We start from the raw sequence: 12,528 nt of genomic DNA on the forward strand, positions 1-12,528 counted from the left end.
AAGGCCGAATTTGAATTCTTTTCTGAACAAAACCCCCTACTATCTGTTGTCAAGGTTCAGTTTTTAGCTTGGTTATCGCTTTTTCCATTGTAGCTTAAAGCCGTCCTAAAAGGACGGGGTTTTAACCCAAATTTTCGATAACTATTTTAATGCTAGTTATTTTGTTTGTCTTTGGCCAATGAAAAGAGCGATCGGCGGCTAGAGTATTTCTTTGATGATGGGAACTATAACCCCCCGAACCCCGGAAAAGCGCACCACTTTGCCGCTCTCTTGGGAGATCGCCCTAAATCCCGAATCGAGTAATCAATAGCTAGATGAAGTATAAGAAATATAAATAGCAACAACCTTGACAAAATCGGGGGGGGGGGTAAAATTCGGAGGAATTTAGCTAAACAATGTATTCTATGCCACTTAAAAGTTCCCTTTGTTATTCCGTCGCCCTCGCCACGGTAGCCACCGCCACCCTCGCACCGGTTGCCAGCGCCGCAACTTTTAACTTTTCCTACACCTCCAGCTTAGGAACCATCACTGCGACGGTGGACGGAACCCTGCAACCAGATAACAACACGGTATTCGTCAGTTCTATCAGTAATACCACCTTTAATGGCTCTCCCGCCCCCGCTCTTCCGTTGACAGGTTCTATTGTGGCTTTCGTTTCTGGTAGTCTAACGGGTCAGGCGGTGCTATCCTTAGACGGATCAGGACTGGATTTTATCGCTTGTAACACCACGAATTGTAATGATGGATTCGGCTTTTTACCCGCTGGCATTATATTTCCGGTTGACCTTTTCGCTTCCGGCGCTGGCTACGGTTCTGTTAGCGAACCCTTCGTTATCACCAATTATTCCCTGACCCCGGCTGGCACTACCACCGTTCCCGAACCAGCGACGGTTCTCGGTTTACTCTCCGTTGCCGGGGTGGGTTTATTGTGCAAAGGCCGGAAACTAGAAAAGTAATTTTGACCGACTGATCCCCGCTGCCCTCCTAGGGTTGATTCATAGTAGGGTTGATTCATGAATCAACCCTACTTATCAAGGGGGGTGTCTGACAACTTTTAACGCCTACCTACTTAACTAAAAATTAAATTGATTGGGAACGGGTTGTGCGATTGTGGCAGCCCGTTTTAGTCTTTTATTAGCATCGAGAGATCGATCGCACGATTAACTAAAGGGAGTAAATTAGATGGTAGATAAAATCACCGCCAACGAGATATTGGAACGTTTACGAACCCTGAAACCCGAACTGGAGGAACGATACGCGATCAATCGAATCGGCATTTTCGGCTCGGTAGCCAGAGAGGAAACCCGACCGACGAGCGATATAGATATAGTGGTATATATGCCCCCCGATCTGCTTAAAAGAGTCAGACTGAAAGCCGAACTAGAGAACCTATTCGGACGGGAAGTGGACGTGATCCGCTATCGGGATTCTCTGAATCCTTACCTCAAGGCACGGATCGATCAAGAGGCTATCTATGTGTGATCGATCGCTTCTATTCGAGTTAAAAATCGCTTGCAGGGTTTACGGTGATGGAAGAAAAAGAAACAGGACTAAATGAACGGGAACTAGAGGAAATTCTGGAAATGGCGCGGGATGCGGCGGAAAAAGCCCGATCGATGTGCGAGGTAATTACAGAAAATTCAAAAAAATGGCGAGAAAGAGCGAAACAATCGCCGCAAGTGAGATCGGGTGGCTGAAGTAACCGAACCGATATTTATGGGGAATAGTCGGGGGTTCGATCGATACGATAAACTAAACGATATCCACTCCAGAAAACCGCGATGGTTCAAGCGACCGAATATCTCTATATCGTTCGAGACGACGAGATTTTACACGGGGAACCAATTATCAAAGGAACCCGTACACCCGTCCGCGCCATCGTCGAAACTTGGCGTCTGGGGGTCGCTCCCGAAGAAATACCCCTAGGAATGCCCCATCTGACGTTAAGTCAGATTTTCAGTGCGTTGACCTATTACAGCGACCATCTAGAGGAAATTAACGCTTATATCGAGCATAACCGCGTTCCCGACGACTTAATCGATCCGCTGCTAAAAAATTCGTGAATAATCTCTTCGGCATAAAGGAACCCTTGTCACATCGAAACATTTCCTTAAGATATAAGACCGAAGGTCCAGTCTGGATACAAAATTGATATACCTAGAATCGCTACTCTGGCTCACCCTCTAGGCCATTCCCTTCCAGACTGCTAGGCTATTAGACAAGATGAATAACAATCAAACTCCACGGAAACAAGGACTATACGATCCCCAATTTGAACATGATGCTTGTGGTGTCGGTTTTATCGTTCATAAAACGGGTAAAAAGTCCCACGATATTGTTGAACAGGCCTTAACAATTTTACTAAACCTCGATCACCGTGGCGCGTGCGGTGCGGAAAAAAATACCGGAGATGGGGCGGGTATTTTATGCCAAATCCCCGACCTATTTTTCCGGAAAGTGACCAGTAATCTAGGTTTTACCTTACCGGCAGCCGGACAATACGGGGTAGGAATGCTTTACACGGCCCCTGATGCCGAAATTCGCGGGAAAGGTCGGCAGGAATTCGAGAAAATCGCCGCCGAAGAGGGGTTAAAAGTTCTCGGTTGGCGTGATGTTCCCACGGATAACTCTAGTTTAGGCAATTCGGCCAGATCTACCGAACCCTTTATCGAACAGGTTTTCATCGAACGCGATGCCCATTTAAGCGATGATCTGGCCTTTGAACGCAAATTATACGTTATTCGCAAACGTTCCCACCTCAGTCGTCAATCTTTTAATCGTTACTGGTATCCTTGCAGTATTTCGAGTCGTACCATTGTCTATAAAGGGCAATTAATGCCGGTACAGGTGGGTGACTATTTTCCCGATTTACACGACCCCGACTTTCAAAGTGCTTTAGGATTAGTCCATTCTCGTTTTAGTACCAATACCTTCCCCAGTTGGGAACGCGCCCACCCCTACCGTTATATTGCCCACAATGGCGAAATTAATACCCTGCGAGGTAATATTAACTGGATGCACGCCCGTCAGTCGATGTTTGCCTCACCCTTATTCGGGGAAGACATCAAAAAAATCCAGCCGGTTATTAATATCGAGGGTAGTGACTCCTTAATTTTTGATAATGCCCTAGAATTAATGGTTTTGTCGGGGCGTTCTCTCCCTCACGCTGTCATGATGATGATTCCTGAACCCTGGGCGGCCCACGAATCGATGAGTGACGAGAAAAAAGCCTTTTATGAATACCATTCCTGTTTGATGGAACCCTGGGATGGTCCGGCCTCGATCGCTTTTACCGATGGTACGATGATGGGAGCAGTGTTAGACCGCAATGGTTTACGTCCTTCCCGTTACTATGTCACCAAAGATGACCTAGTAATTATGGCATCGGAAGCGGGAGTTTTACCCATTGAACCGGAACGCGTCGCTTTCAAAGGTCGTCTGCAACCCGGCCGGATGTTCCTTGTGGATATGAAAGAAGGTCGTATCGTGGCCGATGAGGAGATAAAAGAAGCTATTGCCAAAGCTCATCCCTATCGCCAGTGGTTAAACGAAAATTTAGTCAATTTAGATGATTTACCGGCCGTTGAAACTGCGCCACCGGAAACTGCTGTTTCCCTAATTCAACAGCAAACCGCTTTCGGTTACACTTTTGAAGAATTACGTCTTTTATTAGCCCCCATGGGCCGGGATGGAGTGGAAGCAGTGGGGTCCATGGGTTCCGATACACCCCTAGCCGTCTTGTCCGATCGGCCAAAACTGCTTTATGATTACTTTCAGCAGTTATTCGCCCAAGTCACTAACCCCCCGATTGACTCGATTCGCGAAGAAATTATCACCTCTCCCATCACCACTATCGGTGCGGAGAGAAATCTCTTGGATCCGCAGCCGGAAAGCTGTCACCTGATTAAACTTAACTCTCCCATCCTCACCAACGCTCAATTAGCGCGTTTACAGGGCAATAGCGAATTTAAAACCGTGACTATTCCCATTCTCTTCGATCCCACTTCGGGAGTCGAGGGGATGCGTAGCACAATTGAGGCAATTTGTCAAGAGGTGGACGAGGCAATTTTAGCGGGCGCGAGCATTATTATTTTAAGCGATCGAGGTATCGATAAAAATCACGCCCCGATTCCCTCACTGCTGGCGGTTGCCGGTTTACACCATCACCTCATCCGGCAGGGAACCCGTACCAGAGTCGGTCTTGTCCTGGAATCCGGCGAACCCCGGGAAGTGCATCACTACGCCCTTTTACTCGGTTATGGTTGCGGTGCGATTAATCCCTATCTAGCCTTTGCCACCCTCGGCAGTATGATCGAGGAAGGATTATTGGTAGGAGTTGACCACCAGACCGCCTGTAAAAACTACATAAAAGCCGCCACCAAGGGCGTAATTAAAGTGGCCTCTAAAATTGGCATTTCCACCCTGCAAAGCTACCGTGGGGCGCAAATATTCGAGGCTATTGGCTTAAATCGATCGGTAGTTGATCGCTATTTTACTTGGACAGCTTCCCGCATTGAAGGGGCCGATTTAGCAATTATTGCCAAAGAATCCTTGCTCAGACACGGCCACGCTTTCCCCGACCGGGACGTGAATGTGCATACCCTCGATATTGGCGGTGAATATCAATGGCGTAAGGACGGGGAAGCCCATCTTTTTAGCCCAGAAACCATTCACACCCTGCAACAAGCGGTAAAATTGGGCAAATACGACCTCTTTAAGAAATATTCCCAACTGGTCAACCAACAAAATCAAAAATTCTTCACCCTGCGGGGACTATTAACCTTTAAAAACCGGGAAAGTATCCCCATCGAAGAAGTGGAACCGATTGAAGCGATTATGAAACGCTTTAAAACCGGGGCCATGAGTTACGGGTCCATTTCCAAAGAGGCCCACGAATCCCTCGCTATTGCCATGAATCGTATCGGTGGCAAGTCTAACACCGGGGAAGGGGGCGAAGATTCCGAGCGCTACACTTGGACAAATGAACAGGGAGACTCGAAAAATAGTGCCATTAAACAGGTAGCTTCCGGCCGTTTTGGTGTCACCAGTCTTTACCTCTCCCAAGCGCGAGAATTGCAGATAAAAATGGCCCAGGGGGCAAAACCGGGCGAAGGCGGTCAATTACCGGGTAAAAAAGTCTATCCTTGGATTGCCAAAGTCCGTCACTCCACCCCCGGAGTTGGTTTAATCTCTCCCCCACCCCACCACGATATCTACTCCATTGAAGACCTCGCGGAGTTGATTCATGACCTAAAAAATGCCAATCGTGCGGCCAGAGTGAGCGTAAAACTGGTTTCTGAGGTGGGAGTTGGCACAATCGCCGCCGGAGTCGCTAAAGCTCACGCCGACGTGGTTTTAATCTCTGGTTTTGATGGTGGGACCGGTGCCTCACCCCAAACCTCAATTAAACACGCGGGTTTACCCTGGGAGTTGGGACTAGCAGAAACCCATCAAACATTGGTGTTAAATAATCTTCGCAGTCGCATTGCGGTGGAAACCGATGGCCAGATGAAAACCGGCCGCGATGTGGTGGTGGCGACCCTATTGGGGGCCGAAGAATTCGGTTTTTCCACCGCGCCACTGGTAACGTTGGGCTGTATTATGATGCGGGTTTGTCATCTTAATACCTGTCCGGCGGGGGTAGCGACTCAGGATCCGTTATTACGGAAGAATTTCATCGGAGATCCCGAATATACGGTGAATTTCATGAAATTTATCGCCCAAGAAGTGCGGGAAATTATGGCCGAATTGGGATTCCGCACCTTAAATGAAATGGTGGGGCGAACTGATGTATTAGAGCCAAAACAGGCTGTAGAACATTGGAAAGCGAAAGGAATTGACCTAACTCCGATTCTCTATCAACCGGAGGTAGATGCAGAGGTAGGGCGTTATTGTCAGATTCCCCAGGACCACGGTTTAGATAAGTCCTTGGATATAACCGTTTTACTGGATTTATGCAAAGATGCCATTGAAAAAGGCGAAAAAGTCAAGGCGACACTACCGATTAAAAATATTAACCGCGTGGTGGGGACGATTTTAGGCAACGAAATCACTAAACGTCACTGGGAGGGTTTACCCGAAGATACCGTACATCTCCATTTTCAGGGCAGCGCGGGGCAAAGTTTCGGTGCTTTTGTTCCCAAAGGGGTGACACTGGAGTTAGAAGGGGATGCTAATGATTATGTGGGTAAGGGTTTAAGCGGTGGCAAAATCATCGTTTATCCGCCCAAAGGTTCCACTTTTGTGGCCGAGGAGAATATTATCATCGGTAATGTGGCTTTATACGGCGCGACCAGTGGTGAGGTGTATATTTCTGGGGTTGCTGGGGAACGTTTTGGGGTGCGTAACTCTGGGGTGACTACGGTGGTTGAGTCCGTTGGCGACCACGCTTGCGAGTATATGACGGGGGGTAAAGTCGTTGTTTTAGGGCCCACCGGTCGCAATTTCGCCGCCGGGATGAGTGGTGGTGTCGCCTACGTCCTCGATGAGTCGGGGGATTTCGCCACTCGTTGCAATACCCAAATGGTGGCTTTAGAGGCGCTAGAAGGGGAAGAAATCAACGATTTACGCGAGTTAATTCAACGCCATGCTGATTACACCCAAAGTCAAAAAGCGTCCCTAGTTTTAGCAAATTGGTCGGAAATGTTGCCCAAGTTTGTTAAAGTAATGCCCAAGGATTATAAGCGGATGTTGCAGTGTATTAAAGAGGCGTTAGATTCCGGTTTAACTGGCGATTCTGCCCTCGATGCGGCTTTTGAAGCCAACGCCCGCGATGTGGCAAGGATTGGCGGTAGTTAGGGTTTTATGGGGGCTTATTCAGCCCCCTTGTTTATTCCTGTGGTTATTCTGATAAATTGTTAGTATTCAACCTTCCTTTTCGCTTTGGTATTGAAAAGGTAAAGCAATTCTGCCATGAAAATTATAAAATCTTTTAGAAAAATGTTCTAGATAAGGACTACTTAATATCGTTCTTCGTTTCGCCATACCAATTTCTAGTTGACGATATATTGTTTTAGAATCTAGCCCAAAAACCTTTTTAAAGTCAGCCGTTAGTTCTTGAACCCCTTCATTTTGTAGATCACAGTTATTAGTAATTTTTTCAAAAAAATAATATCTTTCATCTCGCTGAGTTTTTATTAAGTTCCACGCGTCAGTCTTCCTAACTATATCTTTAATTTCTTGTGCTGACGATATCTCACAAAAGATTACAGAGTTTAGTAACTTATGAGGCTGATTAATATCAGGTTGTCTAGCTTGGTAATCCCAATCTAAATCACAATCTTGAGAGACTACAATGACAAAAGGATGTAAAATAGGATCAAAAGCAACATCTTCTGATTCTTGAGATAGATCACTGGCAACTGGATTATATTGAATTACATCAGTAAGTATTTCTCCTTGTCTCAACGCACTTCCTTCAATCGATTTTTTATAAATGATGTGATCGGCCATAAAACATCCAGACTAACAAATTATGGTTCTAAAATAATAGGTTGTCTAATCTGTATCGCTCTCAATTTACCTCTAATACTACTGGCTGGAATTACAGGTACAATTTTCTCAGGACTAAGATTAGAATAAAAACTCGCAATGTCTTCCAGTTGTGTTACCGATTCATCTAACGCATCTTCAGGAAGAGACTGTAATATTAACAGACATTTAATAAGTGCAATTAATTTGTCTTGAGGAAATTCTCTCCAATGAGTTGTTAAAGATAAGGAAGAGTCAGACATCGTGAGATCGAAACTAGGATAGTTTCCAGTTATCGTTCTACCAGCTTTTCTATCAATTAACAAATGTACTAGAAAATCACCAGTTGAGGTTTGACTTTTGTTAGGACGGATCGACATTGGTCGGTCGTAATGCGTCGTGGAGAGTTTCGCTAATACTGCACCGGAAGAGCTTTCTGGCGGATTTGTTGAAGCTATCGAGTATGTTCCAGACATTTTCATCCCTCGCTATTTTTCTTTCTGTGTAAAAATCTGCATCTAATAGATAGGCTTCCTCTTCATCATTTGCTTTAGTATTTTCAACATATACTAATCCATGATTAAAATTCACCTGTCCATTATCTACTTTCAAAACCAAACTCTTGTTTATCGATTGAATAGATGCAGAAAAATCAGAATCGTAAAGTTCTGAAGCAATTCTTCTTGTGATTAGCTCTGACCACTTTTTACTCTCTAATTGTAGTTCGGAACGTACAATTAAATCTCGATATCTCAATCCAACTCTTGTGTAAAAAGATGGTTTATATATTCTTTCAAAAATTGTAACTGCGAACTCCAATTTTTCCCTGAAATATTCGTATCTTTCGTATGCAGATGTCGTGAGCGCAATAAAATCTTTATCAACAGCTAAGTTCCATTTTTGATCTTCTGATTTAAAAATATAGGCACTATTGTTAGGTAGCGGCAAATTAAATTGTTGAACGACCTTGGCAATTTCAGGAGGTATCTGTGGTTGAGTACGTTCAAAAAGTGGATATTGAAATCTGATCTCATCTTGAAATTCAACAGGTTCTTGATGAGATATTTTTAATATAGGTGGAAAGGTCAATTGACAAACCACCTCGAATAATGGATTGTACTCGTAAATGACACGATCAAACTCTGGTAGTTTCATTGACTCATGCTAATCTATGTAATGCTTGCATGGCAATTATACCATAAAACGACAACGATTGACAATATTTAGTAATATTTTAATAAAATGGCAGCGGTTTCGCCTGTATTATATCTATCTTTACACAAATAAACCCAAATAATTTTTTACATCTAATTGTCTGAATATTTAAAAATCAATATTTAAAATATATTAAAAAAGTCGAATAAAAATTGAAAAGACGACTTGTGCTATAAAAACTCAAAAGGGATGATAGTGTCGGATTTTTCGATAGGTTGGGAAAAACGATTACTGTTGTCACCATGGCCGAAAATTCCCTCCGTTTCCCCACCCACGAGGATCGACCTTGACCCTACAGGACTGATATTTTCCCATCTTTAGCAGAATATCGGCATCTAGAAGAGGGTGCGATCGCACGGCAGTTATAGTTGAGAGGGTGTGTTACACTAGCCTTAAGGCACTGTGTAGGCCGTAATCGAATTACTTCTCAACAATCCATTATGATAAAAAATCTACGAGTTAGTTATGATGGAATGGTTTTCCGTCCCGAAGAAAAGATTGAATTAGAACCCAATACCCATTACATCATCCAAATTATTTCTCGGGAAGATCCACTAGAAAATAACCATAAAAATGCTTGGGAACTGTTAGAAGAAATGGCTGGCACCTATGAAGCTCCAGAAGATTGGTCAAGGGAACACGATCATTATTTATATGATACTCCCAAAAGAAATATAAGCGATGAATAAGTCCAAACTTTTTTTAGATACGGTCTTTATCCAAGCAATTCTCAATCCTCATGATCAATATCATCAAATTGCTATGCAGTTCCTCCCCTATGTAAAAAATGCAACAGCAGTTTGGGTTACTGAAGCCATTTTTATGGAGGTTGGTAATGCTCTTAGTCATTACAATCGTCCTAAGGTTTCTGCCTTTATCAAGCAATGCTATCAAACCGATAATTTATTCGTTGTTACTATCACTTCTACTCTTTTTCAAAAAGGCTTAAAGCTCTACGAATCAAGATCTGATAAAAGCTGGGGATTAGTAGATTGTTTTTCTTTTATTGTTATGGAAGAAAATCAAATTACCGACGCTTTAACTTCAGATGTTCATTTTATTCAAGCAGGTTTTCAAGCTTTACTACGATAATTAATTAGCGATCACCATTTAGTTAAAGATATAATTTTACGGCAAGCGCGAAGATGAAAGGATTTTCTAGGCCGATAATTTCTCGATTCTAACCGATCGAAGCGGGGAAGGTGTAGGCGAACCGAAAACCCTCTCCATTAAGGACTCGTGTTAAACTGATTAATCATGCTATTGTCTAGAAGCGACCTATGCCGAACTTAACCTTAAGCAACGAACAAGTAATCGAATTAGTCAAACAACTCCCCGAAGCACAGCAACAGGAACTATTTAGATTCCTCATCCAGCGTCAGTGGGGAAATATGGAAGCTATAACCGATTACGGAAGCCAACAGGCAAAAATCGTCGCAGCAGAACGCGGCTACGATTGGGATACCATGACGGAAGACGAAAGAGAAGAATTTATCGATGAAATCGTTCATGAGAAGTAGTGATTTATACTGTTGTCTTCGACACAAATATTCTCATATCTGCTGCGCTTTCTAAAAGCGGTAGCCCGAATAGTTGTTTTTCCCTAGCCCAAAGCAAACTGATTCGATCGGTCACTTGTCCAGAGATTTTAGGCGAATTATCCGAAAAACTTCTACTAAAAATCAAATTTCCTGAAGAACGAGTTAGAAAATACATTGAGGAAATTTGTGATGCTTCTAGCATTGTTTCTATAGGTGGAACACTTAGAGCCGTTCCCAATGATCCCGATGACGATATGATCATAGAATGTGCAATCGCTGGCAAGGCTACCCATATTATCACGGGAGACAAACATCTTCTTTCACTGGTTGAATATCAAAATATTCAGATCGTGAAAGCAAAAGACTTTTTGGACTTTTTAGATCGAAATAATAACCATGAATTATGAACTTTACTCAATGGGATTTTATTAAAAGATATTCGCGAAGCAAGATTATCCGCAGGAGACGTGGGAAATTGGTAGAAAAACATCAAATCGAGGGATTAGAAAGGGGTTATAGTGTCGAGTTTTCCGATAGGTTGAGAAAAACGATCGCCCTACCAAAGACGTTGAATACCGTACCGATCTAAAATAGTATCTACACTGATAATCGGAATATTTTCAACAATGGCTTGAGCTACCAGAAGGCGATCAAAGGGGTCTTTATGATAAAAAGGAAGGGTGATCAGCGCATCCGTATGTTCTGGTGTGATGGCAAGGATATTAAATTGATATTGATTAAGGCATACGTCGATAAAATCTTTGTAAGATTGATGTAAAATGAGTTTACCGATACTGATTTTGATGGCGATTTCCCAATAGGATGCTGGGCTGATTAATATTTCGTTATTTTGGTTAATAATTAGTTGATGGGCGGCGCTACTTAGTGGGGATTCGTTGAGTGTGTACCAAAGCAGAGTATGGGTATCGATTAGACATTTCAATGCAGATACTCCGCGAAGTCTTGTAAGTGTTCTTCATCATCGGCCACGATGGTAATCATTCCTTTACATAGGCCAGGCCCCGGACGTTGGGGAGATGTGGGGGTTTGCCCGATTAATTTGGCTAGTGGGAGATTATTATCGGTAATCAACAATTCTTCCCCCGGTTTGAGATTGTATATCAGTTCGGGCAGTTTGGCTTGAGCTTCTTGGAGAGAGACAATCATAATTTTACGGCAAGCGCGAAGATGAAAGGACTTTCTAGGCCGATAATTTCTCGATTCTAACCGATCGAAGCCCGGAAGGTGTAGGCGAACCGAAAACCTTCTCCATTAAGGACCGGTGTTAAACTGATTAATCATGCTGGTGTCTAGAATTGACCTATGCCGAACTTAACCTTAAGCAACGAACAAGTTATCGACTTATTCAAACAACTCCCCGAAGCACAGCAAGAATGAGCCTTAATAATATGAGCAAAATTTCGATCGAAGTCAGTCCCGAAGCGGCAGAAGTCTATCAATCCGCATCCCCGGAGGAACAAGAACGCGTCCGGGTTCTTGTCGATTTGCTAATTAGAAAGCCAGTTAACAGCGATATCGATTTCTTGAGAAAACTAATGGACGAAATTAGTGATGAGGCGGAAGCTAGAGGATTAACCCCCGAAATTTTAGAATCTTTACTAAATGAGCCTTGAATATTCTTTTATTCTCGATACCAACGTTTTAGTAAGCGCGCTTCTGTCGAAAAACGGCAAAGCTCGTCAGGCATTAGACAAAGCCCAAAATATCGGCAAGCTTTTAATGTCCGAATCTACTTTGTTAGAATTGATCACTGTTTTCAATCGTCCCAAATTCGATAGATATGCCTCCTCAGCAAAAAGGCGGCTATTTATAACGGCGATAGAAAGAACCGCGGAAATTGTCGTGATTCGAGAGAAAATCAAGGTTTGCAGAGATGAGAAAGATAATCAGTATTTAGAACTAGCGATCGATGGTCAAGCTACCTGTATTGTAAGCGGTGATTCTGATCTATTAGTTTTAAATCCATTTCGAGAAATCCCAATTTTAACGATTCAAGAATTTCTAGATCATGACTTTTCTCGTTAGCGATCAGTCCCCCCACCCACGAGCCGGCTAGAGACCCGTATTAAACTGATTAATCATGCTATTGTCTAGAAGCGACCTATGCCGAACTTAACCTTAAGCAACGAACAAGTGATCGAATTAGGGTCTGCTGAAAAAGTTTGTTGGTGGGGGCAGGGTGTGGGGTGTAGGGTGTAGGGTGTGGGGTTTTACCGATTTTGAGGGGGTCAATTACCTAATTTTCAGGGAAAAAGTACCTGAATTTTACCCCCGATCCCTC

General features: G+C 43.5%; 16 protein-coding genes. 11 read left to right on the forward strand and 5 right to left on the reverse strand.

Going from position 1 to position 12,528, the window contains the following annotated elements; all coding sequences use genetic code 11:
* The first annotated feature begins 404 nt into the window (after positions 1 to 404).
* The 5 genes from IM456_RS16485 to gltB all read left to right on the forward strand — a co-directional run bounded on the left by IM456_RS16485 (position 405) and on the right by gltB (position 6,798).
* A complete protein-coding gene (locus IM456_RS16485; protein WP_287691183.1) occupies positions 405 to 956 on the forward strand; it encodes a PEP-CTERM sorting domain-containing protein in 552 nt (183 codons plus the stop codon).
* A 226-nt stretch (positions 957 to 1,182) separates the two neighbouring features.
* The gene (locus IM456_RS16490) at positions 1,183 to 1,482 is read left to right on the forward strand and encodes a nucleotidyltransferase family protein (RefSeq protein WP_287691181.1); all 300 of its coding nucleotides are present in this window, start codon (positions 1,183 to 1,185) and stop codon (positions 1,480 to 1,482) included.
* A 47-nt stretch (positions 1,483 to 1,529) separates the two neighbouring features.
* The gene (locus IM456_RS16495) at positions 1,530 to 1,697 is read left to right on the forward strand and encodes a hypothetical protein (protein ID WP_002763566.1); all 168 of its coding nucleotides are present in this window, start codon (positions 1,530 to 1,532) and stop codon (positions 1,695 to 1,697) included.
* An 84-nt stretch (positions 1,698 to 1,781) separates the two neighbouring features.
* Positions 1,782 to 2,063 carry a DUF433 domain-containing protein gene (locus IM456_RS16500; protein ID WP_002750657.1) on the forward strand — a complete coding sequence of 94 codons (282 nt, stop codon included), beginning with the start codon at positions 1,782 to 1,784 and terminating at the stop codon, positions 2,061 to 2,063.
* 160 nt (positions 2,064 to 2,223) lie between these two features.
* Positions 2,224 to 6,798: a glutamate synthase large subunit gene (gene gltB / locus IM456_RS16505; protein ID WP_287691178.1), complete on the forward strand. Its 4,575-nt coding sequence runs from the start codon at positions 2,224 to 2,226 to the stop codon at positions 6,796 to 6,798.
* Positions 6,799 to 6,864: 66 nt separating this feature from the next.
* Here the strand turns inward: gltB and IM456_RS16510 are convergent, their stop codons facing one another.
* From IM456_RS16510 to IM456_RS16520, 3 genes are read right to left on the reverse strand one after another with little or no spacing between them, the layout of a single operon-like run.
* A complete protein-coding gene (locus IM456_RS16510) occupies positions 6,865 to 7,452 on the reverse strand; it encodes a hypothetical protein (RefSeq protein WP_287691176.1) in 588 nt (195 codons plus the stop codon).
* A gap of 20 nt (positions 7,453 to 7,472) precedes the next feature.
* Entirely contained in the window at positions 7,473 to 7,850 is a 378-nt protein-coding gene (locus IM456_RS16515; RefSeq protein ID WP_223210304.1) for a hypothetical protein, read from the reverse strand.
* Entirely contained in the window at positions 7,834 to 8,625 is a 792-nt protein-coding gene (locus tag IM456_RS16520; protein ID WP_002763573.1) for a TIGR04255 family protein, read from the reverse strand. The genes IM456_RS16515 and IM456_RS16520 overlap by 17 nt, the downstream gene beginning before the upstream one ends.
* A 500-nt stretch (positions 8,626 to 9,125) precedes the next feature.
* On the opposite strand from IM456_RS16520, the gene IM456_RS16525 reads away from it, so the two are divergent.
* From IM456_RS16525 to IM456_RS16540, 4 genes are all read left to right on the forward strand, one after another.
* Positions 9,126 to 9,374, forward strand: coding sequence for a hypothetical protein (locus IM456_RS16525; protein WP_002738017.1), 249 nt, complete (start codon positions 9,126 to 9,128; stop codon positions 9,372 to 9,374).
* The gene (locus tag IM456_RS16530; RefSeq protein ID WP_002750647.1) at positions 9,367 to 9,777 is read left to right on the forward strand and encodes a type II toxin-antitoxin system VapC family toxin; all 411 of its coding nucleotides are present in this window, start codon (positions 9,367 to 9,369) and stop codon (positions 9,775 to 9,777) included. Before IM456_RS16525 ends, IM456_RS16530 begins: the two co-directional genes overlap by 8 nt.
* Before the next feature lie 188 nt (positions 9,778 to 9,965).
* Complete coding sequence (locus tag IM456_RS16535; RefSeq protein ID WP_002750644.1) at positions 9,966 to 10,205, forward strand: hypothetical protein; 240 nt, start codon at positions 9,966 to 9,968, stop codon at positions 10,203 to 10,205.
* Positions 10,205 to 10,633 (forward strand): putative toxin-antitoxin system toxin component, PIN family, encoded by a 429-nt coding sequence (locus IM456_RS16540; RefSeq protein ID WP_287691173.1) that lies wholly within the window; start codon positions 10,205 to 10,207, stop codon positions 10,631 to 10,633. Before IM456_RS16535 ends, IM456_RS16540 begins: the two co-directional genes overlap by 1 nt.
* 149 nt (positions 10,634 to 10,782) lie before the next feature.
* Here IM456_RS16540 and IM456_RS16545 read toward each other — a convergent pair whose 3' ends face one another.
* Together IM456_RS16545 and IM456_RS16550 are read right to left on the reverse strand one after the other, a co-directional pair.
* On the reverse strand, positions 10,783 to 11,169 hold the full coding sequence (locus tag IM456_RS16545; protein WP_002750641.1) for a type II toxin-antitoxin system VapC family toxin: 387 nt from the start codon (positions 11,167 to 11,169) through the stop codon (positions 10,783 to 10,785).
* Entirely contained in the window at positions 11,166 to 11,393 is a 228-nt protein-coding gene (locus tag IM456_RS16550) for a type II toxin-antitoxin system Phd/YefM family antitoxin (protein ID WP_002763578.1), read from the reverse strand. Before IM456_RS16550 ends, IM456_RS16545 begins: the two co-directional genes overlap by 4 nt.
* Before the next feature lie 242 nt (positions 11,394 to 11,635).
* Between IM456_RS16550 and IM456_RS16555 the strand changes: the two genes are divergently transcribed.
* Both IM456_RS16555 and IM456_RS16560 read left to right on the forward strand, forming a co-directional pair.
* Positions 11,636 to 11,860 carry a C2H2-type zinc finger protein gene (locus IM456_RS16555; RefSeq protein WP_002748889.1) on the forward strand — a complete coding sequence of 75 codons (225 nt, stop codon included), beginning with the start codon at positions 11,636 to 11,638 and terminating at the stop codon, positions 11,858 to 11,860.
* On the forward strand, positions 11,850 to 12,272 hold the full coding sequence (locus IM456_RS16560; protein WP_149985919.1) for a putative toxin-antitoxin system toxin component, PIN family: 423 nt from the start codon (positions 11,850 to 11,852) through the stop codon (positions 12,270 to 12,272). Before IM456_RS16555 ends, IM456_RS16560 begins: the two co-directional genes overlap by 11 nt.
* The last annotated feature ends 256 nt before the right edge of the window (positions 12,273 to 12,528 follow it).

It is taken from the genome of Microcystis sp. M079S1 (assembly GCF_020246425.1).
GTDB classification, from domain to species: domain Bacteria; phylum Cyanobacteriota; class Cyanobacteriia; order Cyanobacteriales; family Microcystaceae; genus Microcystis; species Microcystis aeruginosa.